Below are 24706 nucleotides of genomic sequence, written 5' to 3' on the forward strand. Positions count from 1 at the left end.
TATATGACTACAGAACAACAGCAAAACAATCCGTTTGTTCCGGAAGTGGAAGAAGAGCAGTCGGTCTTCAGTCTCCGGTCTATTTACACATTAATTATCCTTAACTGGCAGTGGTTTGTGCTTTCAACAATCATCTGCCTCGGTTCGGCATACCTGTATTTGCGTTATACAACACCAATACACAATGTGACGACAAAAATACTTATCAAAGATGACGGGAACAGCAACAAAATGCGCAGAACTTCTGTAAATGGTATAGAGTCGATGACGAACCTCGGAACCATCACAACCGGATATGGTATAGAAAACGAACAGGAAATATTGAAATCGACAATAGTTGCCGTACAGGCTGTACGCGACCTGAAACTTTATGTGTCTTACTGGAATGACGGCAGAATAAAAGACCAGATCCTATATAAGACACAACCAATAAGCGTTGATTTGGATTTTGCGCACTTGGAAAAACTAAGCCACCCGATAAATCTAAAAATAACCCGCAAGGGTGGAACATATAAGGTGGAAGGTTCGTACTGGCAAACCATAGACGAACTTACAGCCAATGGTTCTTTCTCTTTTGAAAAGACTTTCAGCAGCCTGCCGTACACCATCGAGACAAAAACCGGTACAATCTATCTCACGAAAAACAATGGATACACCATGAGAGACGGACAGAAAATGATTGTAAGAATAATGTCTCCGCAAAACGCCTCATACAAATATGCCAACGGACTGTCCATACAGCAGTCGGGCAAAGAGACAAGCGTGCTGAACATCAGTTTCAAGGATACCAACATAAAACGAGGTATCGACTTCCTCAACCAGCTTGCCATCTGCTATAACGGCTTGGCAAATGAAGACAAGAACGAAATAGCCGTACGTACCGAGAGCTTTATTAATGACCGTCTTGAGAAAATCAGTGCAGAGCTGAACAACACCGACGGTTCACTGGAAAGTTATAAGAAAAGAAACAATCTTATAGAACTGAAGATTGACGCTCCGGGTTCTTTGGGCAACAAAAATGCCTACAGACAGAAACTTACGGATGTAGACATGCAGATTGCACTGATAAACAGCCTGATACAATTTGCCAACCGTCCGGGAAACAAATATCAGGTATTGCCTTCAAATATAGGTCTTCAGGATCAGGCATCCACGTCGCTCATCAACGAGTACAACAAAATTGCCCTCGAACGTAACCGTATGTTGCGTTCAGCCTCAGAGACAAGTCCTGTAATAGAGTCACTCACTTCACAGCTTGACATCATTACACCAAGCATCACACAGGCATTGTCACAAGCAAAGAAGAGTCTCGAAATACAAAGAAATGCCGTAGCCTCACAATACAACATATACGAAAATGAGGTTGCACGTACTCCTGAACAGGAACGCATACTGACAAGGATCGGACGCGAACGCGAGGTTACATCAGGACTTTATCTCATGTTGCTGCAGAAGCGTGAAGAAAACTCTATAACGCTGGCAGCCACAGCAGACAAGGCAAAGGTGATAGAAAAGCCACAATATACAGGCAAGGTGTCTCCGAACGATAAGACTATCATGCTCATCGCACTTATATGCGGAATAGCCATTCCGGCATTGATAATGATTATCATAAACTTCTTCCGTTTCAGGATAGAAGGTCGCGAGGATGTCATGAAACTGACAAAACTGCCGATTATTGCAGACGTGGCAATTGCCAATGAGGCAGTAAAAACACGTGCGGACATAGTAGTACACGAGAATGAAAACAACCAGATGGAAGAAATATTCCGCTCAATGCGTACAAACCTGCAATTTATGCTAAAGGACAAGGAGAACGTCATCATGTTTACTTCAAGCACATCCGGTGAAGGAAAGACGTTCAACTGCGCCAACCTGGCGGTAAGTTTCGCATTGCTCGGCAAGAAAGTAATCCTCGTAGGTCTTGATATCCGTAAACCGCGATTGGCAGAGCTTTTCGAAATCAAGAACCATCATAACGGTATAACACCGCTTCTTACAATGGCGGAACCTACATGGAATGACATAAAGGAACAGATTCTCCCGTCTGAAATCAACAAGAACCTTGATTTGTTAATGGCAGGTCCTGTTCCGCCCAACCCGTCAGAACTTATGGCACGTCCGTCTCTTGAGACAATAATAGATTGTCTTAAAGAGAAATACGATTATGTGCTTATCGACACTGCCCCCGTAGGACTTGTAACCGACACGCTTCACATAGGAAAGATCGCCAATGCCACCATATATATGTGCCGTGCAGACTATACCCCGAAAGCATGTTTCGACACAATCAACGAGCTTGCAAATGAAGACAAACTACCGAATATTGCACTCGTAATAAACGGTATCGACATGTCTAAAAAGAAACATGGTTATTACTACGGATACGGACGCTACGGTAAGTATGGTAAATACGGACGTGGTTCCGGAAGATACGGCAAGTATGGTTCTTATGGACGATATGGAGGCTACGGAAACTATACGAGCTACTCCAGCTACTCCAACAGCAGTTATGGAAACAAGGAAGATAACTCCATAAAGAAATAACAAAAAAGAACCATATCAGAAATATGTCGGGACTTATTTTTCATCTTGTTAAATAAGTCCCGACATAAGCAAAATCACAATTAATATCCCATCTTTAATAAAATCTTAATCACACAGCATAATGACAATCGCAGTAGATTTTGACGGAACCATTGTTGAACATGAGTATCCTAAAATCGGCAGGGAAAAGCCTTTCGCCACAGAAACTCTTAAAATGCTAATTGCCGACCACCACAGACTGATACTTTGGTCGGTAAGGGAGGGTGAACTGTTGGAAGAGGCCATACAGTGGTGCCGTGACAGAGGAGTTGAGTTCTACGCTGTGAATAAAGACTTCCCGGAAGAACAAGGAACCGACAACAACCAATATTTTTCCCGCAAAGTAAAAGCAGACCTTTTCATAGACGACCGCAATATCGGCGGACTGCCGGACTGGGGAACAATATATCACATGATAAATGAAAACAAGACTTATCAGGACTATATAATGGAACGCAGAGGTGAATATACCAAGCCGGACAACATCAACAGGAAAAAACGTTGGTGGCAATTCTGATTATAGCCGCATATAACAGGCAACTATTACCATACTGATATTATTACATACCCCATAGCTTTACGCATCATAACCCATACGGTTTCAATGCGTAAAGCTATGGGGTATGTATTTTAATCCACTTATCTCCCTCTATCTCTTTTCGGCATATCCACTCAATATGCCTTTTTATCCCCCTTAACAGCGTCAGCAACGGTCTTGAATATTATCTGTATATCAAGCCAGAAATTCCAGTGCTCTATATACCAGATGTCTTTTTCAACACGACGTCCCATATCATCAACGGTTTTTGTCTCACCACGCTCACCATGCGTCTGTGCCCATCCTGTAATACCCGGCTTCACATAATGACGTATCATATAATCTGATATACGGTTGGAATAATACTCCGTATGTGACAGCATGTGAGGGCGTGGTCCAACTATGCTCATATCCCCTCTCAAGACATTAAAGAACTGAGGCAGTTCATCCACATTTGAATGACGCAGGAATGCCCCGAATCTTGTCACACGCGGGTCATTCTTTGTTGCCTGCAATGTGTCGGCATTTACATTAACCTTCATACTACGGAACTTATAACACCAAAAGTTCTTTCCGTCATATCCGGTACGCTCCTGCCTGAAAAATACAGGTCCGGGCATAGTAAGTTTAGAAATAACAGCAACGACAACATATATAAAAGGAAACAGCGTGCAAAGGAACAGCAGTGAAAAACAAATATCAAACATTCGCTTGATAAAACGGTTCATCGGTGTGTTCAACGGCTCGTTATACTGAGTGACAACATAGGCATCACCAAACTCGACTATATGTTGCGTTACGACATCATGATCCTGAGGAATATATCTTACACGTATAAGGTGCTGCTCGCAAAAAGCAAACAACCGTTTAAGTTTCTTTTTATATTCTTGTGGCAGACCTATATACACTTCGTCGACATTACTTTTTTCAATAAACCCAAGCACATCACTTATTCGACCGAGAGACAAGGTCTTGTATTTCTCCTGCAAACATTTCTCGCCCGTATCGGCATCGGTCTCCACCAGATCTTTCATGTCAAAGTCATTACTGTCACTGAACATGCCTAAAAGACGGTAACTGCTCCAAGGATCGTTCATAACGCCTACAACCTTACGTACAAAATAACCGTCACCCAAAACAATGGCATTGACATTATTGTAACCAATATATCGCAAGTTCATAAGTACCTTACGGAAAAGCAGGCGTTCGACAGAGATTACGGCAAACACGATGAACGCCACTGACAATGAACGAAAAAAGCCGGGAACAGCATGATGTGCCATTCCAAGCACAGCGGCATACAATACTATGAAAAACAATGAAGTCCGGAATGTATTATTCAAGACCAGAAAAGGCTGCTTCAGCCTGTGATGAAGCTTTATAAAGAAAAATGCCAATGAAAGAATATAAGAGATATTGGCAGTAGACCAACGGAACATCAGCAACCCGTCATCCCCTACCGTTGGCCACAATCCGAGATAAAAACAAATCAATAATCCGAGATTAAATGCAAACACATCTATCACGAACACTAATATATCCAGTTTTGTAGAACTATAAAAAAATGGTTTCATTACTTAATGACAGTTTTTAGGCTTTTTGTGTATTTCGTTATGATTAACAATAAATTGCAAAACGTATAATCCCCAGTTTTGCAAAGTTACACATTTTCAGATAAATCCGTTCTACCCCCCCCGAAAATATTAACATTCATTATATTATAAATATATAAAACAAGCAAATAAATAGAAAAATATTCGGAAAAACAAATAATGTGGTAACAATGAATTATATCCCCGATCTCATCTTCTTCAGTAAAGGATTTACACACAGTCATAAACAGTATATGCCATACAATAAATACGGTCCGAAACATACCAGACTTGGATCCAGGATAAATGATAAAGATTCAACCGTTGTGGCAGGGATATTTTCACCATTTGCGACAAGTCATATCTGTCATTGGCATAAAAAAATGCGGCACCGCATATTGCGGTACCGCTGCAAACATTTGCACTGTATCAACCTGTGCCACAGATATTTGTATACTGGACGCCACTACTCGAAACCTTCAAGTCGCCACTGGGTTCACCGGAACATCCAATTATAAATTATCAACAATTAATTATCATAACTCTATGCTTTAGACACCGAAAGATATGTTTTATACCCCCACATAGAGTCAGCAACAAAATATCAAATAAATATTTCAACAATATATACACGAGTTCGGAATAATTCCACAGGTATGGACATTTTTTTGAAAATCCTGTTAAGGATTAATCCATTCTCATCCTCCAGAAAAAATGATACAGACGGAAGAATGGCTCACACAGGCATTCCGACGGATAGTAAAGCATAAAACGCATGTTACGGTAAAGGCGCTGAATATTCTTCCGGAATTGTCCGGAATTGGCATTATGCCATACCCTACAGTCATAATGCCCGAAGTTTCCGGCAGCAAGGATTTCATTAAGAAGCAGCCTGCCACGCCTTGCATCTGCAGGAACAATAAGCAAATTCTCCTTCAGACCAAAAACTTCCTGCAACACATACATTACGGCAGAAGCAAAGTTATACATTCCGAACCTTTTAAAAAGGCGGGCAAACTCAGCCCTGTCATCCGCAGATATATTCTGCCTCAATAAAAAGAAATAGTCCATCAATTGCCTAAGACCAATCCCCTCATGAAAAAAGTGATTCGCTATATGGCTCATCTGGAATATGAGATTAAAGAAAGGCGTCGGCACATACACTTGTCCGGCACCTTCGGGAAGTTCCACTCTGTTGGAAAACTGTATATCTGCCGTCTTTCTAAAGAAACGCTGTATACGCATATTATGAAACATGTTGAACTGGAACGACGGACGATAATGCACCTCCACAGGTATGCCACGAAAATCCGGAACTTCCGCATGATGATAATAACACTTGCCTTTTACTTTCCGTGAATGCAAATAATCTATTATCTCCATGTCACTGCCTTCAAGCCATATATCGATATCGCCCGGTGTACGCATATACGGGTCGGGATATAAAATGGCATTACCCAGTCCTTTCAGTATGCAACTTCTGAAGCCATCCTTCATGAACATATCCGAGACAGCCACTGCTGCCTCGTTTACCTTTTTATTCTGCCGAGCAATACTCTCGCTCTCCGCATACCACCTCAATACAAGTTCCCTGTCCGGCAACATATCATCCGGTAACTTCTTTATACCACGGAACAATACGCCTACAAGTGCTTGCTCCACAGCCATCCGGTGCAGTATCCTCCAGTCCGCCGGCTTTATACCGGCAGGAATGTCCACAGTATCATCCACCGAGAACCGTATAAGACAGAAGAACTTATCCCTCATATCCCACACTTCTCTCTAACGATATACCACAGAAACAAAACGTTTCCTATCAGATAACGCCTCCACATACGCCTCGGCTCGCTTATAAGCCTGTAAAGCCATTCAAGTCCGTGACGCTGCCACCACTTCGGAGCACGTTTAACCGTACCGGCGAAGAAATCGAACACGGCACCTATCGTCCCTACATGACAATGAATATCCAGTTCATCCCAATGCTCATACACCCATTTCTCCTGTTTGGGAGCCGTCATGCCTATCCACAACAAATCCGGATCCGCCTTGTTTATTGCATCAATCATCGCCCTGTTGTCTTCATCTGAGAACACAGCTTTATAAGGAGGCGAGTAAGTGACAACCTCAAGATTATGATAGATATAATACACCTCACGCCGTATCTTCTCAAGCACCTCTTCCGAAGAACCAAGAAACATTACTTTCTTCTTAGGATTAAATGAAGAACAGAGCTTAAATGAAGAATGAAGAATGTAGAATGAAGAATTATTATTACAATTGTTGGAGCCACAACATTCTTTATTGTATTCTCTATCGGGTGTCAAATGTCGTTTCGTCATTTTTAATTCTTCATCAGCTTGCCCCACAGTCGTCGAATCTGGTTTCTTTAATTCTTCATTCTTCATTCTACATTCTTCATTTAATTCGTTCATCTCATGAACGAACAAGTCCCACCCCGCAATCCTTTCCTTTGGCTGCGACTTGGCATTAAGCCATCGACATGCCATAACAATACTTGCACCGTCCGGAATAAGATAATCCCCGTTTTTCAACGCCTCTGCAAATAAAGCGTCTTTCTGCGCCGTGTTATAAGAATGAGCGTTTATCGTGTTTATAAGAATCTTACCGGAGGGGATACATGCCAAAGCCTCACAGCTGTCAAGGATACATAAATCTTTCAACTTTATCATATAAACATATTTTATTTCTCGGATTTAAGCAATTTTCCAAAGATTTATTTCTCGGATTTGAACAAAATTCAATACCTTTACGCCTGAAGAACAGAAATATTAATCAATATGGATAAATATATCAACAGAAATATCGACAATATACTTTATGTCCATACTTACATCACGCTGTCTCATTTTTCTATTATCTGATTATACAATTCTACCATCTGACGTGCTTTATTATCCCAACTCAATTCTTTCCGGCGTTCCCTGCAATTTTCAGACATCTGCTTGAGTACATCACGATGAGAATACAAGTATTCTATCTTCTCGGCAAAATCCTTTACCGACTGTCGGGGATTGCTAAGAGGAATCTTTATGCCAACTCTTTCGTCTACAGAATCACCATGTCCACAAGTGTCAAAACACAATACAGGCAATCTATTTCCTATTGCTTCAAGAACAACATGAGGAGTACCTTCGGCCACACTCGTAAAGAAAAAAAGATCAGCATGCTTCATCAAACTCTGCACTTCGTCATGCGATACAGCACCATGCCATATACAATTGTCCATAACACCAAGCAGCTCAGCAACTTTCTGATATGACGACACGTCTCCACTACCAACTACATGCAGTCGTATGTCTGAATGATAGGCCATAGAAAGCGAACGAATGGCAAGTTCAAACTGCTTACGGAAATCCATTTTTCCAACCCAAAGCAAATCAAAAGTCGATTTTACATCACAACCATATATTTGCTCCATTCTAACATTCTCCGTAACATAGCATCCTGTCTCATTGATAAGTGGCGTCTCTTTGGAAAAATATTTCAAGAATGAACTTTGGGAATTTGAAGATGCTGACACTATAACTTCCGAACACTCTACCATCCGGTGGACACGTTTGTCATTACGAAACTGCCATGATGTGATGATGTTTTTCAAACGCATGAAAATATTTGTTTTCCATCCCGCACCATCCAAATAGGCTACAGGAAATTTTTCTTTCGCATCCACAGGTCCCCAGACCAAAGGTACACCGTCTATTTTCCACAAATAGCCGGGCTCACGAAAACCGATCATATTCAATTGATGAAGCACGTCTATACGAGTCGTAGACATTATATCCTTTGCAATCTCATAAGTCCGCCATTGCCACTGCTTGTAATATTTATAAAAACGCCAGTCGCCTTGATTCCAACACATCCGCCGCACTTCTTCCGGCACAGGATTATAATAGAAGTGCATATTCTTACCTTGCGGAAGCATTGAAACCGTTGCTTCTATCTTATCACGAAATTCACCCTCCGTAATAATATGCAACTCGCAATAACGAGCAAGATTCACGCACCAATTCCATGCCATACCAGGCTCACTACCCATCCCTGGCGAACAAGCGTAGGCGTTAATTAAAATTGAATACATTTTTAACGAAATAGAATTTTATTCATCTTATACTTTAGTTTCTCGATGAAAATAGAATAAACCAAACATATATTTATAAAAGTAATAAATATTACACTCTACAACAGATAAAGCAAACATATTGAACTTTAAAACGAACTAAGTATAAAATTCTTTAAATCCCAACAATTAATGACAGATGTTTTTCTTTATCCTTATTAGATCGAAATCTATCTTTTATCTTCATTGCCGGTACTCCTCCCCATATCTCGCAAGAAGGAATATCTTTAGTCACAACCGATCCTGCTGCAACAATGGAACCCGTACCTATCGTAACTCCAGACATGATTATGGACGCTGTACCAATCCAAACATCATCTTTAATAATCGTCATACCATTGTCGCCACGTTCACCGCTCCAAATGGTTTTTCCGGGAGTAGAAAAAGTGTGGTCTTGCCTACCAACAAAAGATACTCTGCCAGCCATTAGGATGTTGTTCCCGAAATGTACGCTACTGGCCACGTTGCAATAATCACCAAACTGTACATTATGTCCAATGCGAACATCCATGTTTTGTGCAAAAGCAGTTCCTTTCATCACCCGTACAAACCCGTCATACTTCACCCACGGATAACGGAAATGAAAAAGAAACCACGTGCGCGACATATTAAACAAATAGCGCAACGTGAAGTTTATCTTGCCACTTCCATTTGGCATATTACTATAATCCATTTTCATTTCTTAAATACTTTTTGACAAGCATCGAATATACGTTGCGCAGCTTTATCGGGTGTAAAATTATTTTCAATCTCTACTGCTTTCTGTCCCATAGATTGCAAATCAGATTGGTGGAACTTACCCAATGTCTCAACTATTGAATCCGGATTCAGTGGATCGAATCTATATCCGTCCACACCATCCTGTACAAGTTCATAATGTCCACCGTTATAAATAGAACATGCCACAGGCTTACCACATGCCATTGCTTCAGGAATAACCAGACACCAGTTGTCTTCAAGTGTAGGCATAATGAACACATCGCACAAGGCGTAATACTTGTACAACTCATCATAGCTGATGCCCCCTAAGATATGTATGGATTTGTCTGTGGAATATTCCTCTTTCAGCGGCTGTTCAAGTATGCCTTTGCCTATCACCAGCAGGTTGTCGTCCGGATATTGCGCGGTATGTCTGTTCCATACAGCCAGCAGTTCCTTGATTCCTTTGCGGTCAACCATTTGCCCCACGAAGAGGAACGTCAGTCCTTGCTTTAGTTTCAACGTATCGCGTAGTATTTGTTTATCTTCGTCGGTCACTTTTGCAACAGCGTTCGACAAACCAAAACTGTCGGCACACATACATCCTTTCACTTTGGGTGTGTTTTTAAAGTGAAGTCCGTCATTCAGATACTCTTCGGTCAATGTCCCATTAATTAAGAAATGATCTACCGGAATTCCCATGATTCTTCGATACATAGAGCGCCAAGTCGGCGAATGGCGTTCCACGTATGCTGTGCGTTCATAAAACATGCAAAGTTTCTTTCTGTGGGTTACGGCATAACGAATACCGGCGGGTGCCCAGCCTCCGAATCCTTCCGTTATGATTACATCAGCCCCCACGGCTTTCACAGCCTTGTAAAGTCCGGGCTGCTTTTTAATAACCAGGGCGCTGTTGGCAAAGTCGGAAACCTCGCTTCCCATTGTCATGCGTTTCTCGCCACTCATGATGATGGCATGGTTACTTAAAGTGCGCTTCAACTTCTCACGTACCAGTTTGGACGTGTTTTCTTCAGAACAGATAATGTAGAAGTTCCCGCCGGTCAGTTTATTTAAATTTTCATACACCGGTATCCGGTAATTACCGAACCAAGGTGAAATCCAAAGTATTTTCATTGTGATTCGTTTATTTTGTAATCATTAATGCACCTTTGATAATAAGTAATCATTTGGCGTAAAATGATATCCATTGTAAAATCTATTTTTATTTTTAAAAGGGCAGCAGAGGATATCTTTTCACGTTCTGATGTTGGAATGAAGAGTATCTCCTTTATGCGATTTACAATCCTTTTAGCGTCTTTGGGTGTAACAAGGAAACCATCTTCACCATCATTGATTATTTCACTCATGCCACCGGAATTACTGCCTAATACAATAGCCCCTTGTGACATTGCCTCCAGACAAACCATGGGGAAATTCTCCCACCACGAGGGGAAACATACAACATCGGCCTGTGCATACATTTGCATCACTTCTTCATGAGGTGTGAATCCTTGCATATTAAACCAAGTCTGTCCTTGATATTTCTCCTTCAGTAATTCTGCATATACCCCTTGTTTGCCAATCATTGTCAAGCGTATGTTTACTCCTTCATTAGTCAACAGACTAACGGCTTCGCATAAATCACCTACGCCTTTCCAGTCACAAATGGTACCCACATAAAGTATTTCATGTCGCCCGTTGGGCGATGTCGGTTTCTGCTGCGAAGCGGAAGGGGGCGGTTGTTCAATTCGGATTGGATTGTAAATGACTTTGATTCTCTCTGCATCTATTCCCAACTCTTTCATTGTCCACTCTTTAAGTGAGGTGCTACAGGACGTAATGTATTTGGATTGTTTTATACATTTAAATTCCTGCAAGCCTTGCCACCAAAATTTCCAAGTGTACCTGTTGAATGACATTTTAGAGAATGAGTAGTGGTCCATCAGCATAGGAGTATGCAGACGGGTTACTACAGGAATGCCAATGTTCTCGAAATACAGACCTTCCGCACCATATTCCGCCACTTCTATGATATCCACATCCTTCAACGCCAATACGGCATTACGCAACTTCTTTCTATAGGATTTAAAGCGATAAAACATACGGAACTTTTGCAGCAACGTGTTTTCTTCGACACCTTTGATGACAAAATCTCCGCCGGATAGACGGATGACAGCAACATCCCCGTCTTTATATTGTGAATCATGCCTGGTGTCGTCAGAGGCACAAACAACCGTTACTTTTTGCTTCAAAGCACAAAGCCCTTGTGCAACCCCTCTTATATAGGTTGCAATGCCACCGCCTCTTTTGGAGGGTGGATATTCACGGCAAACGAAACAGATATGCATGGTGAAATTATTATTTATCTATACATGTGAAGTTTATGTGTAATCTTTATTGTTTTCCAACAACACCATTGAGTGAAAATAAAATCTTTCTTAGATTGTCTAATCCATAATTTTGTAACATCCAATAGTCGCCCTTCCAATATTTATCTGTTTCAAGGTATTTTGTTTTTTTAAAGAACAGAAAATGCAGATATGGGATTTCAGAGCCATTAGGAGCATACATTCGTCCTGAAATATTGTCATACTCCCAAACTTCAAAATCCTTTGGAATTGGGGTGGTAAATAATTCCTTGGCAAATTTTCTCGTATATCGGTTACTATAAAGCTTATAAGTATATTCAACCCATTTTGTATATGAAAGAAAATGCTTGAATATTAGTTTATATATTCCAGTCAAAATACGTTTTTCGGGAAGAACAAGCCGCACCCAATCACTTTCATCAAAACCTATATGATCGTTTGTAGACAGATATTCTTTCCATTTTTTACATCTGAATTGAAGCAATCTGTACTTTTTATTATTACGGAAAATCGCAAAACGCCCAGCAATTCTTTCAGACATGGTTGTGATAACATCATACATCTCAAACATCTTATCATTAATCAGCATTTCAAGATTACCATATACCAAGTCATTATTACCGTAACCCCAGAAGTCGTATTCTTCTAAAATATCTTTGTGAATAAATCCATAAAAAAAGTTTCAAATCACACAATTTATAGCTGTGCATTGGTTTGAATTTAACTTTGAGTTTGTCACTTACCATCTCGCAATAATCTTCAAAAGAACACTTGTAGCAAATAATATTGGGGTAATCTAATGCCATGTCTATTATAGCTTCACAATCTGTGTAATATATAAAATACACATTCTTTTGGCGACCACATGTATAGAAATTTAGCATCATCCATACAGGAGGGGGACTTTGTAAAATACGGTATAATTATAGCTGCTTTCATAAAACAAAAATATTTAAAATCCTATACCAATTAAAACAGCAGGAGGATATACCATAATCTGCCATTCCGGAACATAATTCCATATAATCTTTTCGAATTGAAAATAAAACCATCCAATCATAATGAACGACAACATTTTCAGCAAATCATCTCGAACCTTTATTGATGAAAAAATGAACGGATATACAAAGGGCATAAACGCGAACAGCATCATAAAATATCTATATTGTGCCAACGGCATGTTAAACATGACAGTGATAGACACAAGCAACAAAAGCACGATATTCAGAATAAAGGCTTGAGAATCATTAATGCGTTGCTGTCTCCTCATCCATAATTGGCGGAACACTATGAAGAACATTGGCAATGCAATCACTATCACCTGAGACATCACCATCACACTTGCCAAATCTTTCTGTCCTTCAGCCTGCGCAAACCTTTGAGCAGAATAACCTACGACAGAATTATCAGAAACAATATCAGATGCGAACCTAGGCCCGAGCAAAACGAATGCTACCATCATTCCTATCATAGTAAAAAGTCCTTTCTTGTTTAATCTTCCCCTCAGCGGTTTGAAAGCCAAAAACGGTACAAACAAAGCTGTTGAGGCATGTGTAAAGACAGCACACCCGGCAATAATCCATAGTCTGACTGTCATTTTACCTGAAACAGCATACATACCCAAAACATACATCATGATGCATTGAGCCAAAAACTGTTTTTGTATATGTAAAGTGTAATTGAAAAACAGATAAAAAAATGATAAAGTCAACACACCACATACAATAGGGATATGCGGTTTCTTTAATGTCTGGCAGAATTTATAAAGCCCTAAAAAAATAAGAATATAATCTACAAACGTCAGCATGGCGGCAAACAGCGGATAGTATCCAAATGTGAGATAATAACCCACATAGTTATATACGCCATTCATAAACTCGCCTGATATTTGCGTCCGTTCTTCTTGCCAGCTGTATGTTATACCATATATATTTATCAAAGAGCCTATAAAACCTTGTTCTGGAACATTCTTATATGCATAATAATATTGCACTTGGTCTCCATCGGGCATTTTGGTTGCATTGATAGCAGCAAAATATGTCGCAATGCAAAAAAAGAATACGAAATATTGTGTTTTAGTTGTATTCCGGCCATTCCATATTCTATAAATGATTAAGGGAAGCCCTATAATCGGAGGCAATATCAGAAACAGCAGCAATTCGGGAAAAACCTTTGTCCAATTAATACGTTCGATGGCTGTCTGGTTATTGTTTATTGTTACCATATTCTTCTTGCTATTTTTCTCATTATTTCTATAACCGGCAACAGCCGGTATATTTTTTTATAAGTCAAAGTTTTGATTAAAATCCATTCCATGTTCAGTGGCTTTATGCAGCAGAATGAAGATGTTTCCATTATGTCGTCGTGCCTATTATGCTCTATTGCATATTGACAAATACGCAGTCCCAATGATTCTACAACAGATTTGATGGCTTTTTGCATTTGAAGGCCTGAATCATTGTACAAGGCAATCGCTTTCGTAAAAACCTGCTTGACGCCTTGATAGTTCTTTTCCGTAAAACTTGCGGTCACAGCATTCGGGAATTTCCGGTACCCGTATGCTATATAATTTATATATGTATTGCATTTGCAGAACATAAAGTAGCGCAGCATAAATAGGGTGTCTTCATTATAGGTACACCCTGGGAGAAATTCGATACAGTGTTTTTCTATTATGCCACGTTTGAAAACGCCACTCCATAGAAAGAACTCTTTCCGGACAATCTTTTCTATACAGGTAGCTGCATCCACAACTTTACCGTTATATTGTTTTCGCCGTTTAGCTTCATAATTCGGGTAAAGGTCATTACCATCCGCATCTATTGTTTTGTATTCAAATCTAAGATAGTCCACCGGATTTTGCTGTAGCGCATTTGCTATGTATTGCAATGATTGGGGCAACATTATGTCGTCAGAATCACAGAAAAGAATATATTTCCCCTTTGCTTTTTTCAACCCTATGTTACGCGCGACAGATACGCCTTCATTTTCTTTGTGTATTATTTTTATATATCTATGCATTAATGAATTATATCCATTTAAAATATCCGATGAGCCATCAAATGATCCATCGTCAACACAGAGCAACTCCCAATCCGTAAACGATTGGGATATGACACTATCTATACAAGTAGATAGATATTGTTTCGCATTATATACAGGGAGGATGATAGAAAAGAATGGATTACCTTGTTCCATTTAAAACCGATAAGATTAATGGGGATGTTCTTTTGAGAATGTTTTTTTAAATCCAATTTACACCGATTGTTTTATTTAGTTTTCTGCTATTCCTGAACTTTGGAATCATGCAAAGAATCTTGAAATAATCGCCAATAAAGTTGTGAAGCATCCTCCATTTGCCCGTAAATAAATACATAAACCAAAGTCCGATTTCGTCATAGAACTGACGTCCTTGCTTTTGTATGATAAAGCAGAGGCTATTGTTGATATCAGCACAATCCTGCACAATGTGTCTGAATGCAATTTTACGATTATACATGGCGCTATTACCCACAGTAGCCTCTCGGTCATGATAGATAAATGCTTTTGTTGTAAAAACAATTTTGCGATGATGATACCGACAACGCTGACAATAGTTGTCATCTTCACCGTAATGATAGAACAAAGGGTCAAATCCGCCAATCTCATCAATCGTTTTACGTGGCAGAAACCATGCAGCAGCCGGAATAAATTCACTATCGAATATCATATCTTCTCCTCCTGTTACGGTCTGATCTAAATATGCCGGACATTTTCCAATAACAAAATCACGGAAATAAAAATCTATATGACTCCCATCACCATTTAAATGCATGGGACTTACGATAGCATATTTATTTGTTGATGCAATTTGTAAAAGGCGCTCTACAGTATATGGTTGTAAATAAGCGTCTTGGTTTAAAAGAAAGAAATAGTCAAATCCTTCTCTATATGCTTGTGCAATGGCAATGTTATTCGCCTTACCAAATCCAAGATTCTCTTTAGAACGCGTTAATCTAATTTCCGGATAATTCTGCGCAATATAATCAGGCGTTTCATCTGGACTGGCATTATCAACAATGAATGTCGTAACAGAACAAGTTGATTTCCTTATGCCTGCAAGACAATTATCTATCCACTTCATTCCTTTCCAGGTAACAATGATAACTGCCACTTTTGCTATAGAATTGTTCATAATTATATTACTTTTTTTGACCTAAAAAACAAAATGCCAATATCTTGTTGTTCCGGAAAGGACTTGAAACAGCCATTGTGATGGCTATTACGACAATAGTCAGTATAATGGCTAACATAATCTGAAATACGGAGGCATTCTCTGCCAAATTCTCCGGGGGGGTAAGTAAACAAAATAAAAATGGAATACATAAAGAGCCAAACTATTTCGACCTATCCAACTTAATCTCCTAATAATAAAGGGACTTACAAAGAAGGCGGAATCATGAAGTACTGCAAATAAAGACAAGGAGAGTATTATTTGTAATACGGTAATAGGAATAAAATAGATGAAATCTCGTTGCATTAAGATACCGATAGTAATGCTTAAAAAAACAATCATTGAAATGGGAAATATCCATTGTCTTACTCTGTAAAAGTGTTTCACTATATCTTTATTTCCATACCATTTACCAATAAAATATCCCAAAATGAAAAAACGGTAATCTGCAAATGTAAATGAGAATGAAGATACAGAAAGCACATTTCCAGGAATGTGTTTCATTAGATGATTGCCAAGAAAGAAAGGCATTAGCAGAACTAAAGCTTCTATAATGAAATATCTTCCATATCTAAATGGTCTTAGCATATATGCCAATGGCAAAAATATCAGCCAGCAAGTAAATAGTGATAACAAAAACCAATAACCGGCATGAGCCTCTGTGTAGATGAATTCATTTGTTTTCCCAAATGTAAGCCCATAAGTTACACCGCATACTATGAAAGGTAATATCAAGGTGATAAATTTTGTCCATATATTTCCCAACAGGTCTTTATTGAGCGTTTTCACTGCAAGAAAACCTGATAACATGAAGAAAAATGGCATGTGAAACTGATGAAGCCAAAGATTTACCGGGTGAGTAAAAAGCCTCATGTTATTTAGCACATGTCCCAAGACTACAAGAAACATAGCAAAGCCTTTCATCACATCAAGCCATTCGAGTCGCTGTTTCATATTTTATTTGTTGTTAAATATTTATTCATCACATTCTTCACTTCATCAACATAAACGCTTGCACTGTTGTCAAGCACATCATTATGGTCATGCCGATAAAAATCATCTATAGGACGTGGTTTGTCTATTCCTGTCATGCACTGTCCCATTTTTCTGCGCCTAATCCACTGCCCTTTACTTTTTGTAAAATAATGATTGATTTGAAGCCCCGCATATTTTGAGATATAACTTTCATTCATAGAAACTATGCCACCAGAATGATTATAGGCATCATATCTCAGCCTGTAAATAGGATAGTGCGGATGATGGTACATCAAGGCACATTCCGGTCGAAGTACGGTCTTTATCATCTGCGTTCCAGGCTTGCCTATTTCGGCACGCCATATAAAGCTTTCTATCATCAATCCATTCGGTTTCTCCTCATAATGTGAAGAGCCAAACATCGCCCAATTAATAGCCCATCCGCCGGCTTGTGGATGTTTATTGAAAAAATCGTCAAGAATTTCTACTACGTTATCGCCTTGTTTTACTGGTGCGATCAGCTCGTCTCCATCTATAAATGCCATATATTTACAAATCTTTCCATAACGGTGCAAAGCATCCGTGTAGGCAACTCCCTGCATCTTATTACCATGAATCTGATGGTACTCTACGAATCCATCGTCAATAAACGGTTTTAGTATATCATGCATATTGTCATCCGAATCGTTGTCGTAAAGGAAAACTTTCTCTACTCCAACTACTTTGTGATAAGCCATCCATTCTGCAATATATTCCGACTCGTTTTTTGCGATTATCACAGCCGCTAACTTTATCGGACGTTCAGTAGGATTGCCGCATCCCATTTTATGGATATATCTAAACATACGTGGAATACCAATAAAAATATCTTGTAATATTATCCATATACGGTATAATTTCTGGTAGAACGTGTTATGGTGTTTCTCGCAGAATTCAGCTGTTTTTTTATAACCTCCGCTCAAAACATTGAGACGGAACAGAGTTTGGGATAAATTCATGATACTGTCTATTTACCAAATTTAATTCTATTATAAATTCTCAGAAGACAAATACCGACCACGGGTAAGTGTGTCATAATTTTATATTTAGGAGATATTGTAATGTTTGGACACTTTTGACCAATGGAACGAAGCAATTGACTTATGTCTCTAAGTTCATCCGTTGTATGCTTACCGTAAATATGACTACGGTAATAATATTCAACCAATCGGTCTATTTGTTGGAATACAATAGAAATGTCTATGCCTTTTATTTCTATGAAACGAATAATATCTAATGACGATAGAAGAGGACCAATACGCCAGTTCATAGAAAAATTTGTTTTATGGCAGGCTTCTTCATTTAAATGATTATAATTATAAATTGGAATATTGACAGAACAAATATTGTCACAACAGCAAATGGCTTTTATGTTGAAATTGGAATCCTCTGTATTCACTACTCCTATAGGAAATTGTATATGATTTCCTTTTATTAACTTATTTGGAAACAAATGATTGCACGATGAACCCTGAAAATTGTTACTCGCCAAATATTCATGTGGCTTGATATTATGCTTTTCAGGAACTATATGAAGATATACCCCATCCGGTTTTACAAAATTCATAGCTGCAAGCATAAGTGTATTCTCTTTTTGTTCATTCGCTATTTTTAATACTCTTGTAATTCCATCTACATCCACCCAATCATCCGAATCACAGAAAAACAACCATTTGCCATGGGCATATTTGATACCAAGATTTCTTGCAGCACTGACACCGGCATTTTTTTGCGTGTAGACATATAATGTAGATAACTTATTTTGCAAGCCCTTACATACATGGTATGTACCGTCCTGGCTTCCGTCATCTACAACTATAATTTCAGGTGTCGGAACTATTTGGGATGCTTCGGTAATAGTCCGTTCTATAAAACGGGCTGCATTATAAGCGGGGATAATAATAGAAAGATTATATTGATACTTATTCATTTGATAAATAGTGCTTTTATTCTCTTTCTCAGCCATTTTAATATTGTATCATAAAGATATTTGAAGTACAGAAGTCGAATTGAATGTGTTTTTATCAATATGTATATGATGAAATGCTTTTTCTTGAAATATTGGTCATCAAAGATTTCAGGGAAAGCATTTAAGAAATATTTTCTGCGTTGCTTTCCATATCCTTTGTATGTTACGGAAATGATGTGATATTTATCTATAACCAGCGATTCATGGAAAACTTTCAGAACGTTTGCATCTCTCATGCTTTGTTCGATGTGCCGAATGGCTATTATTCTATCATTCTTCTTTTTAAAATCTTCATGCCTTGTAATAGAACCTTCATTATACATAACATAGTGGTATAAGGGCTTTTGTACAAAGGCAATTTTATGAGCTTGCAATAAGTAATCAATGGTAAATGAAAGGTCTTCCCACATTTGTAATCCCGGAATGAATTGTATGTTATGTTGTTTGGTGATGTCAATTCGATAGAGTTTGTTCCATGTAATACCCCACACTTTGTCATTCAGAAAATTATGGATAAGTCCATTGATGTCTGTTTCAGGAAGTTCAGGTATGACAGTGCGGGTCTTATATTCTTCCTTATATCTACATATGACCATATCCGCACAATTGGAAGTTATGGCATCATATAGTTTTTCCAAATAATCAGGTTCTACATAGTCGTCAGCATCACAAAAAATAAAATATGGTGTGCAGACTTTATCTAAACCATACTGTCTGGCAATACTTACACCTTCATTTTCTTTATGAAAGACTTTTATGCGATTGTCTTTGTTTGCATAATCATTGCATATATCCAAAGAACAGTCTGTACTGCCATCATCCACAAGCAACAACTGCCACTTCGTAAACGTTTGTTCCAAAATACCATCCAAACAACGCGGCAAATATCTTGAAGCATTATATATTGGTATAATTACTGATATTACACTCATAGGCTAAAAAAAATATTTGGCTCGAATCTTATTATCTAAATTATATACCATGTAAGCCATTGGAATCGTTATTGCTATAATAAGGATAAAGCCGGTATATAACGAGAGTATATCCCCCATGAGATTGACTATATATATAGTTATTCCATGTAACAAATACATTGGATATGATATATTATAAAAAAATGATATTATCTTATTTGTGTTAAAGTGGCAATATGAAAGTATACTGCAGATGGCGAATGGTATCAATGCAAAGAATAGTAATCGTGAATAAAAGCCTTTGATTAGGAAACTTGTTAAGGTTGCTACAAGCATAATTAGGAAATAAATCATTTGCCAGTCTTGTTTAACCCGTTTATCTTGAATTTCTTTATATAACGTACCGGAAAAGAAAGCAAGGCTCGTGATATGCCAATGTTCACCTGGCACATATTTAGACATTAATTTTATATAAAGCATCATTAATAAAAATAATGTTGTATATTTCAATCCATCCTTCTTTATGATGTGGTTTATGATATGGAAAATGGTGTAAAATATGACTATTGAATACACAAACCAGGAATTCGGTAAAATCATTCCAATAGCATCTGTGAAGTTTTTGCAATATGGTACTTTGAGAATTGCAATTTTGCCAAACGCCAATGTTACAAATTGAAACAAAAGAATCGATATGGTAAAAGGAATTATTAATTTTGATATCCTTTGCACAAATAAATGCATCGTCACCTTTTTCTTTGACACAGAAAGTCCATAACCAGACATAAAGAAAAATAAAGCAACGATGATTTCACCCAAATATAAAGTGTCATAACCATATAAAGGTAGATAATGAGTCGCTATTATACCAAATGGTAAAATAGCTTTTAATAGGTTTGATGTATGTCTCTCGATAAGTTTCATCTCTTGTTTTTATTGATTTATGATATACAAGCTCGCATTGTATATTGGAATTATTATGGTAACCTTAGGTTTTGAATCTGTTTTTGTCATGCAGGGATTTTATATTATATCAATGTTTTCAATCCTTTTTTAAAGTAACTCAGCCGATATCGCCAATCGTAGTTGTCAGAAACATATAAATGCAATTTGAAAATTCTTGCATTGAAGTACCAATTGTACAGGGAGGCGTTTTTACTGCATAATTCAAAAAAAGTATTGTAGATGAATTTCTCAAAAATACGGTTGCGCACATTCAAAGCAGTGTAGGCATTAAAGATGTCTCCGCAAATTTTTGCTGCCATCTTTGTATCCAATGCGTATTTTGAGAAAAAAAATCGGTATTAAGTGTATATATGTAGGAAGTATTATTGGTAACGCTCATACTTTTTACTCTCCTTAAATAGCTCAATACAAATAATGTGTCTTCACCAACTTTGTATGATTCATTGAATCTTAAGTTTTCGATTAAGCTCCGTTTGTAGAATTTCGCCCATGGCACTCTCATTTGTAGTGTCTGTAGATAGTTTTCATAAAAATGCGACAGAGTGCTATCCGTAATCTTTATTTTGTCTTTTATATATGTAGCACCAGAATAGTCACATCCAGTTAGAATAAGATCGACAGTGGCTTTCTTTGTAACGGAAAGATATTGGTTGTTAATCGCATCGTCACTGTCTATGAATACAATCCATTCACCATTGGCATTATCTAAGCCTACATTTCTAGCAGAGCTAACCCCTCCGTTTTTCTTGTGAAAGACTTTTATTCGTGAATCGTTTTCAGAGTATACATCACAAATTCTACTACTATCATCAGTACTGCCGTCGTCAATCAACAGCAGTTCGAAATCTGTATATGTTTGCTCTAATATGCTGTCAATGCAACGTCGGATAAATTGTTCTGCGTTATATATTGGTATAATGATTGATAGCTTGGGATTGTTTCTCATGATGTTTTTTTGTGAAGACCATTTTTATTCTTATTAAAAGTGTAATTTTGACTTAATCGTTTCCAATACTTCATGCATATATTTGTTCTTTCTCAAAAAGATAAAATATAATATTGTCGAAGTTGATGCGCCCAATATAAGTGTAACAATATAAGGTATGTCTAAGAACGTAAGTAGATAAGCCGGTACGCATGCTATGATGGACAAAATTAAATAGCCTCCAAAATCACGGAACTGATCAATATATCCCAAATGAAACAACTTGCCTGTGTAGTATGTGTTTATGAATACAGCAATTTGTGTATAGATTACTTTTGAAATACATATTCCTATTACTCCGAAAGGAATAGATGCAAATAATATGATTGTAGATATTGTTTTCTTTATAATCTCTAGACGTAGAAACAAGTCAGAACGACCTTTAACTTGCAAAAGATTCAGGTTGATAGAATTTATATGGTCGAACATGATGGAAAAACTGAATATTTGTAGATAGATGATTGCTTCAGCCCATTTAGAAGACAATAATAATAAAACAAGTGGCTTTCCAATGGAGGCCATTAGTACACATCCATAGAATATACACATGGAGGTTATGCTAATATACTTACGGTAAGCGTGTATCAAATGTTCATCATCATTTTGCAATTTAGCAAAAACCGGAAATGTCACCCGTTGCAACACTCCATTGATGTTATCTCCCGGATAACGTGCTAAATGTGTGCCCCTGCTGTAAAAACCTAAGTCACGTGGAGAGAAATACTTTCCGATTATAATAGGTGTAAGATTTACATAAATTGTATTGAGCAGGCCGGATAGTAACAATTTACTTCCGTAGGAGAATAATTCTCGGAACGACTGCCACGAAAATTCTCGGCGAGGCTTCCATTTGCAATATATCCAAATAAAAACAAGATTTATGAATGTGCTGAGGATACTTTGATATACTAAAGCCCAAACTCCAAATCCGTTGTAAGCAAGAATAATACCGAACACTCCACTCACTATTGATGACCAAAGGCTACGTTTGGCCAAAGCCTTGAAGTTTATATCAATTGTAAGTTTTGCCACCTGTATACCCATCATAGAGTTTAGAATCAGATTTATAGATTGTACTCTAAGTATTGGGCACAATATGGACATATTAAAGAAAGAGCCTACCCATGGTGCAATGGTAAACAACAAGATATAACATGCAACAGATACAACTATGTTGAAGTAGAAAACAGTTGAAAAATCCGTTTCCGTCCTATCTATCTTCCTCACAAGGGCATTCCCGAATCCACTATCGATAAAAGTTTGTGAAACAGCGAAGAATATGGCCAGCATTCCAACTGTGCCATAATCGGAAGGAGAAAGCAGTCGGGCCATTATTAATCCAAGCAAAAACTGGATACCTTGTACGGAGAATTTCTCTATGGCTGTCCATTTTACGCCTGAAAGTGTTTCTTGTTTTACTGATTTCATTGGTATTCCTCTATTCCAAGTATACTGTTTATAATATTCTCACATGCAGTCTTTCCGTGAGGAGGCATAAGATTTTCTTTAAAGAAGGCTTCTCGTTCTTGTTTTAACGAATCTATTCCATTGATTACATTCTGTATAAACAGTTCAATTTCTCTTTGCGTTTTTGCTTTGTAATGCAACTTGAATGCTTCTTTATTTAATATACTGAGATTGTCTGCATGATGGTCATCTTTTACAATATATAAAACCGGATTCCTTGTATAGTGATATTCAATAGTAAAAGAGCTACAATCATGTATCATAGCGTCTGAATGCACGAACAATCCAGTATACGACCCAGTCTCCAACTGCCCATTCTCCAGTGATGCCCATTTATCATAATAAGCATCCGTACGCTCTTTTCCCCAAAGCTTCAATAGATTTTTATATAATATAGGGTGTGGCTTAAATGCAAAATATACCTCGTCTTTATATTTTTCGGCCATTTTAAGCATGAAGTCACAATGATCAAGAAACGTAGAAAAGCCTATACCTTGTAAATGCATGCCGGGCAATGTGTGATGCGAAGCGTATATGATACGTTTTCTACCTGTATGATCTATCCAAGGGTCTTCTATATCTGCAGCTTTAATATTCAAACGGTCTTGTATGGGCAATCCTGTCACAACAACATTCTTGCCATTCTGTAAAAGAAAGGGAATTTGTTCATTTGCGACAAGATAGTTCTCGTAATATACCTGCCATGCATAATTAAATAATTTAAGATTAAATCCCCAGTTTTCATTTACCGTATGGAAGGCATAGCTAACATAACAAAACAAAGCATACAAATGTTTTTCAACTCGCATATTTTTAGGATACACCCAATCCATATATGGTTTCTGATAGAATATGATATCTGCCTTAATGCTTCTCATATTTACATGATCTATGTCCGTATACTCATATCCTTTTTGTGAACAATATATGTCAAGTTGTTTTCGAGCGGATGGAATCTCTGGCGATGTGAATAGGCCTAGAACTGGAGTAAAACGGGGTTGATCCTTCATTGCCAAAAACAACTCTTCTGTCTTCCATGGACTTAATTCTGAAACAAGGAATAAAACTGTTATCTTTTCCTTATTGCGTATTTTATGCACTTTATATGGAAGAATAATGTTATTATAACAAAAGACTTTACCAGTTTCTATAAACTGCTTTATTTTCGTTTTAACTCCAAACATTGTACTTGCTTTTATCTATTCTCGTTAGAACATATAACCAATCAGTTTACGTGTAAGATATATATTACAGAT

22 protein-coding genes are annotated in these 24706 nt (G+C 37.9%); 2 read left to right on the plus strand and 20 right to left on the minus strand.

The window, feature by feature from the left end; translation table 11 throughout:
- The first annotated feature begins 3 nt into the window (after nucleotides 1–3).
- Together HPS54_RS09375 and HPS54_RS09380 are read left to right on the plus strand one after the other, a co-directional pair.
- Nucleotides 4–2547 carry a GumC family protein gene (locus tag HPS54_RS09375; RefSeq protein ID WP_172345189.1) on the plus strand — a complete coding sequence of 848 codons (2544 nt, stop codon included), beginning with the start codon at nucleotides 4–6 and terminating at the stop codon, nucleotides 2545–2547.
- A 121-nt stretch (nucleotides 2548–2668) separates the two neighbouring features.
- Nucleotides 2669–3103 carry a BT0820 family HAD-type phosphatase gene (locus HPS54_RS09380; RefSeq protein ID WP_172345190.1) on the plus strand — a complete coding sequence of 145 codons (435 nt, stop codon included), beginning with the start codon at nucleotides 2669–2671 and terminating at the stop codon, nucleotides 3101–3103.
- Nucleotides 3104–3258: 155 nt separating this feature from the next.
- On the opposite strand, the gene HPS54_RS09385 is transcribed toward HPS54_RS09380, so the two are convergent.
- The 20 genes from HPS54_RS09385 to HPS54_RS09475 form a co-directional block, all read right to left on the minus strand.
- Nucleotides 3259–4698, minus strand: a complete 1440-nt coding sequence (locus tag HPS54_RS09385; protein ID WP_172345191.1) for an undecaprenyl-phosphate glucose phosphotransferase — start codon at nucleotides 4696–4698, stop codon at nucleotides 3259–3261.
- Between the two features lie 705 nt (nucleotides 4699–5403).
- The gene (locus HPS54_RS09390) at nucleotides 5404–6483 is read right to left on the minus strand and encodes a nucleotidyltransferase domain-containing protein (protein ID WP_172345192.1); all 1080 of its coding nucleotides are present in this window, start codon (nucleotides 6481–6483) and stop codon (nucleotides 5404–5406) included.
- Nucleotides 6480–7406 carry a WecB/TagA/CpsF family glycosyltransferase gene (locus tag HPS54_RS09395; RefSeq protein WP_253951982.1) on the minus strand — a complete coding sequence of 309 codons (927 nt, stop codon included), beginning with the start codon at nucleotides 7404–7406 and terminating at the stop codon, nucleotides 6480–6482. The genes HPS54_RS09390 and HPS54_RS09395 overlap by 4 nt, the downstream gene beginning before the upstream one ends.
- A 173-nt stretch (nucleotides 7407–7579) precedes the next feature.
- On the minus strand, nucleotides 7580–8815 hold the full coding sequence (locus tag HPS54_RS09400; protein WP_172345193.1) for a glycosyltransferase family 4 protein: 1236 nt from the start codon (nucleotides 8813–8815) through the stop codon (nucleotides 7580–7582).
- A 154-nt stretch (nucleotides 8816–8969) separates the two neighbouring features.
- Nucleotides 8970–9533 carry a DapH/DapD/GlmU-related protein gene (locus HPS54_RS09405; RefSeq protein ID WP_172345194.1) on the minus strand — a complete coding sequence of 188 codons (564 nt, stop codon included), beginning with the start codon at nucleotides 9531–9533 and terminating at the stop codon, nucleotides 8970–8972.
- A complete protein-coding gene (locus HPS54_RS09410; RefSeq protein WP_172345195.1) occupies nucleotides 9530–10687 on the minus strand; it encodes a glycosyltransferase family 4 protein in 1158 nt (385 codons plus the stop codon). Before HPS54_RS09410 ends, HPS54_RS09405 begins: the two co-directional genes overlap by 4 nt.
- Nucleotides 10684–11901 carry a glycosyltransferase family 4 protein gene (locus tag HPS54_RS09415; protein WP_172345196.1) on the minus strand — a complete coding sequence of 406 codons (1218 nt, stop codon included), beginning with the start codon at nucleotides 11899–11901 and terminating at the stop codon, nucleotides 10684–10686. The genes HPS54_RS09410 and HPS54_RS09415 overlap by 4 nt, the downstream gene beginning before the upstream one ends.
- Before the next feature lie 46 nt (nucleotides 11902–11947).
- A complete protein-coding gene (locus tag HPS54_RS09420; protein WP_336524843.1) occupies nucleotides 11948–12586 on the minus strand; it encodes a DUF6625 family protein in 639 nt (212 codons plus the stop codon).
- Entirely contained in the window at nucleotides 12540–12809 is a 270-nt protein-coding gene (locus HPS54_RS13120) for a DUF6625 family protein (RefSeq protein WP_353477661.1), read from the minus strand. Before HPS54_RS13120 ends, HPS54_RS09420 begins: the two co-directional genes overlap by 47 nt.
- 65 nt (nucleotides 12810–12874) lie before the next feature.
- Nucleotides 12875–14146 carry an EpsG family protein gene (locus tag HPS54_RS09425; protein ID WP_172345198.1) on the minus strand — a complete coding sequence of 424 codons (1272 nt, stop codon included), beginning with the start codon at nucleotides 14144–14146 and terminating at the stop codon, nucleotides 12875–12877.
- Nucleotides 14140–15120, minus strand: coding sequence for a glycosyltransferase family 2 protein (locus tag HPS54_RS09430; protein WP_172345199.1), 981 nt, complete (start codon nucleotides 15118–15120; stop codon nucleotides 14140–14142). The genes HPS54_RS09425 and HPS54_RS09430 overlap by 7 nt, the downstream gene beginning before the upstream one ends.
- Before the next feature lie 46 nt (nucleotides 15121–15166).
- Nucleotides 15167–16096: a glycosyltransferase family 2 protein gene (locus HPS54_RS09435; protein WP_172345200.1), complete on the minus strand. Its 930-nt coding sequence runs from the start codon at nucleotides 16094–16096 to the stop codon at nucleotides 15167–15169.
- Between the two features lie 111 nt (nucleotides 16097–16207).
- A complete protein-coding gene (locus tag HPS54_RS09440; RefSeq protein ID WP_172345201.1) occupies nucleotides 16208–17089 on the minus strand; it encodes an acyltransferase family protein in 882 nt (293 codons plus the stop codon).
- Nucleotides 17086–18108, minus strand: coding sequence for a glycosyltransferase family 92 protein (locus HPS54_RS09445; RefSeq protein WP_172345202.1), 1023 nt, complete (start codon nucleotides 18106–18108; stop codon nucleotides 17086–17088). Before HPS54_RS09445 ends, HPS54_RS09440 begins: the two co-directional genes overlap by 4 nt.
- 8 nt (nucleotides 18109–18116) lie before the next feature.
- A complete protein-coding gene (locus HPS54_RS09450) occupies nucleotides 18117–19115 on the minus strand; it encodes a glycosyltransferase family 2 protein (RefSeq protein ID WP_172345203.1) in 999 nt (332 codons plus the stop codon).
- Nucleotides 19076–20050: a glycosyltransferase gene (locus tag HPS54_RS09455; RefSeq protein WP_172345204.1), complete on the minus strand. Its 975-nt coding sequence runs from the start codon at nucleotides 20048–20050 to the stop codon at nucleotides 19076–19078. Before HPS54_RS09455 ends, HPS54_RS09450 begins: the two co-directional genes overlap by 40 nt.
- 3 nt (nucleotides 20051–20053) lie before the next feature.
- Complete coding sequence (locus HPS54_RS09460) at nucleotides 20054–20956, minus strand: acyltransferase family protein (protein ID WP_172345205.1); 903 nt, start codon at nucleotides 20954–20956, stop codon at nucleotides 20054–20056.
- Nucleotides 20957–21248: 292 nt separating this feature from the next.
- The gene (locus tag HPS54_RS09465) at nucleotides 21249–21944 is read right to left on the minus strand and encodes a glycosyltransferase family 2 protein (RefSeq protein WP_172345206.1); all 696 of its coding nucleotides are present in this window, start codon (nucleotides 21942–21944) and stop codon (nucleotides 21249–21251) included.
- Nucleotides 21945–21977: 33 nt separating this feature from the next.
- On the minus strand, nucleotides 21978–23411 hold the full coding sequence (locus HPS54_RS09470; RefSeq protein ID WP_172345207.1) for a lipopolysaccharide biosynthesis protein: 1434 nt from the start codon (nucleotides 23409–23411) through the stop codon (nucleotides 21978–21980).
- Nucleotides 23408–24634 (minus strand): CDP-glycerol glycerophosphotransferase family protein, encoded by a 1227-nt coding sequence (locus tag HPS54_RS09475; RefSeq protein ID WP_172345208.1) that lies wholly within the window; start codon nucleotides 24632–24634, stop codon nucleotides 23408–23410. The genes HPS54_RS09470 and HPS54_RS09475 overlap by 4 nt, the downstream gene beginning before the upstream one ends.
- Nucleotides 24635–24706 lie beyond the last annotated feature (72 nt).

The organism is Xylanibacter caecicola, assembly GCF_013166515.1.
Lineage (GTDB): Bacteria > Bacteroidota > Bacteroidia > Bacteroidales > Bacteroidaceae > Prevotella > Prevotella caecicola.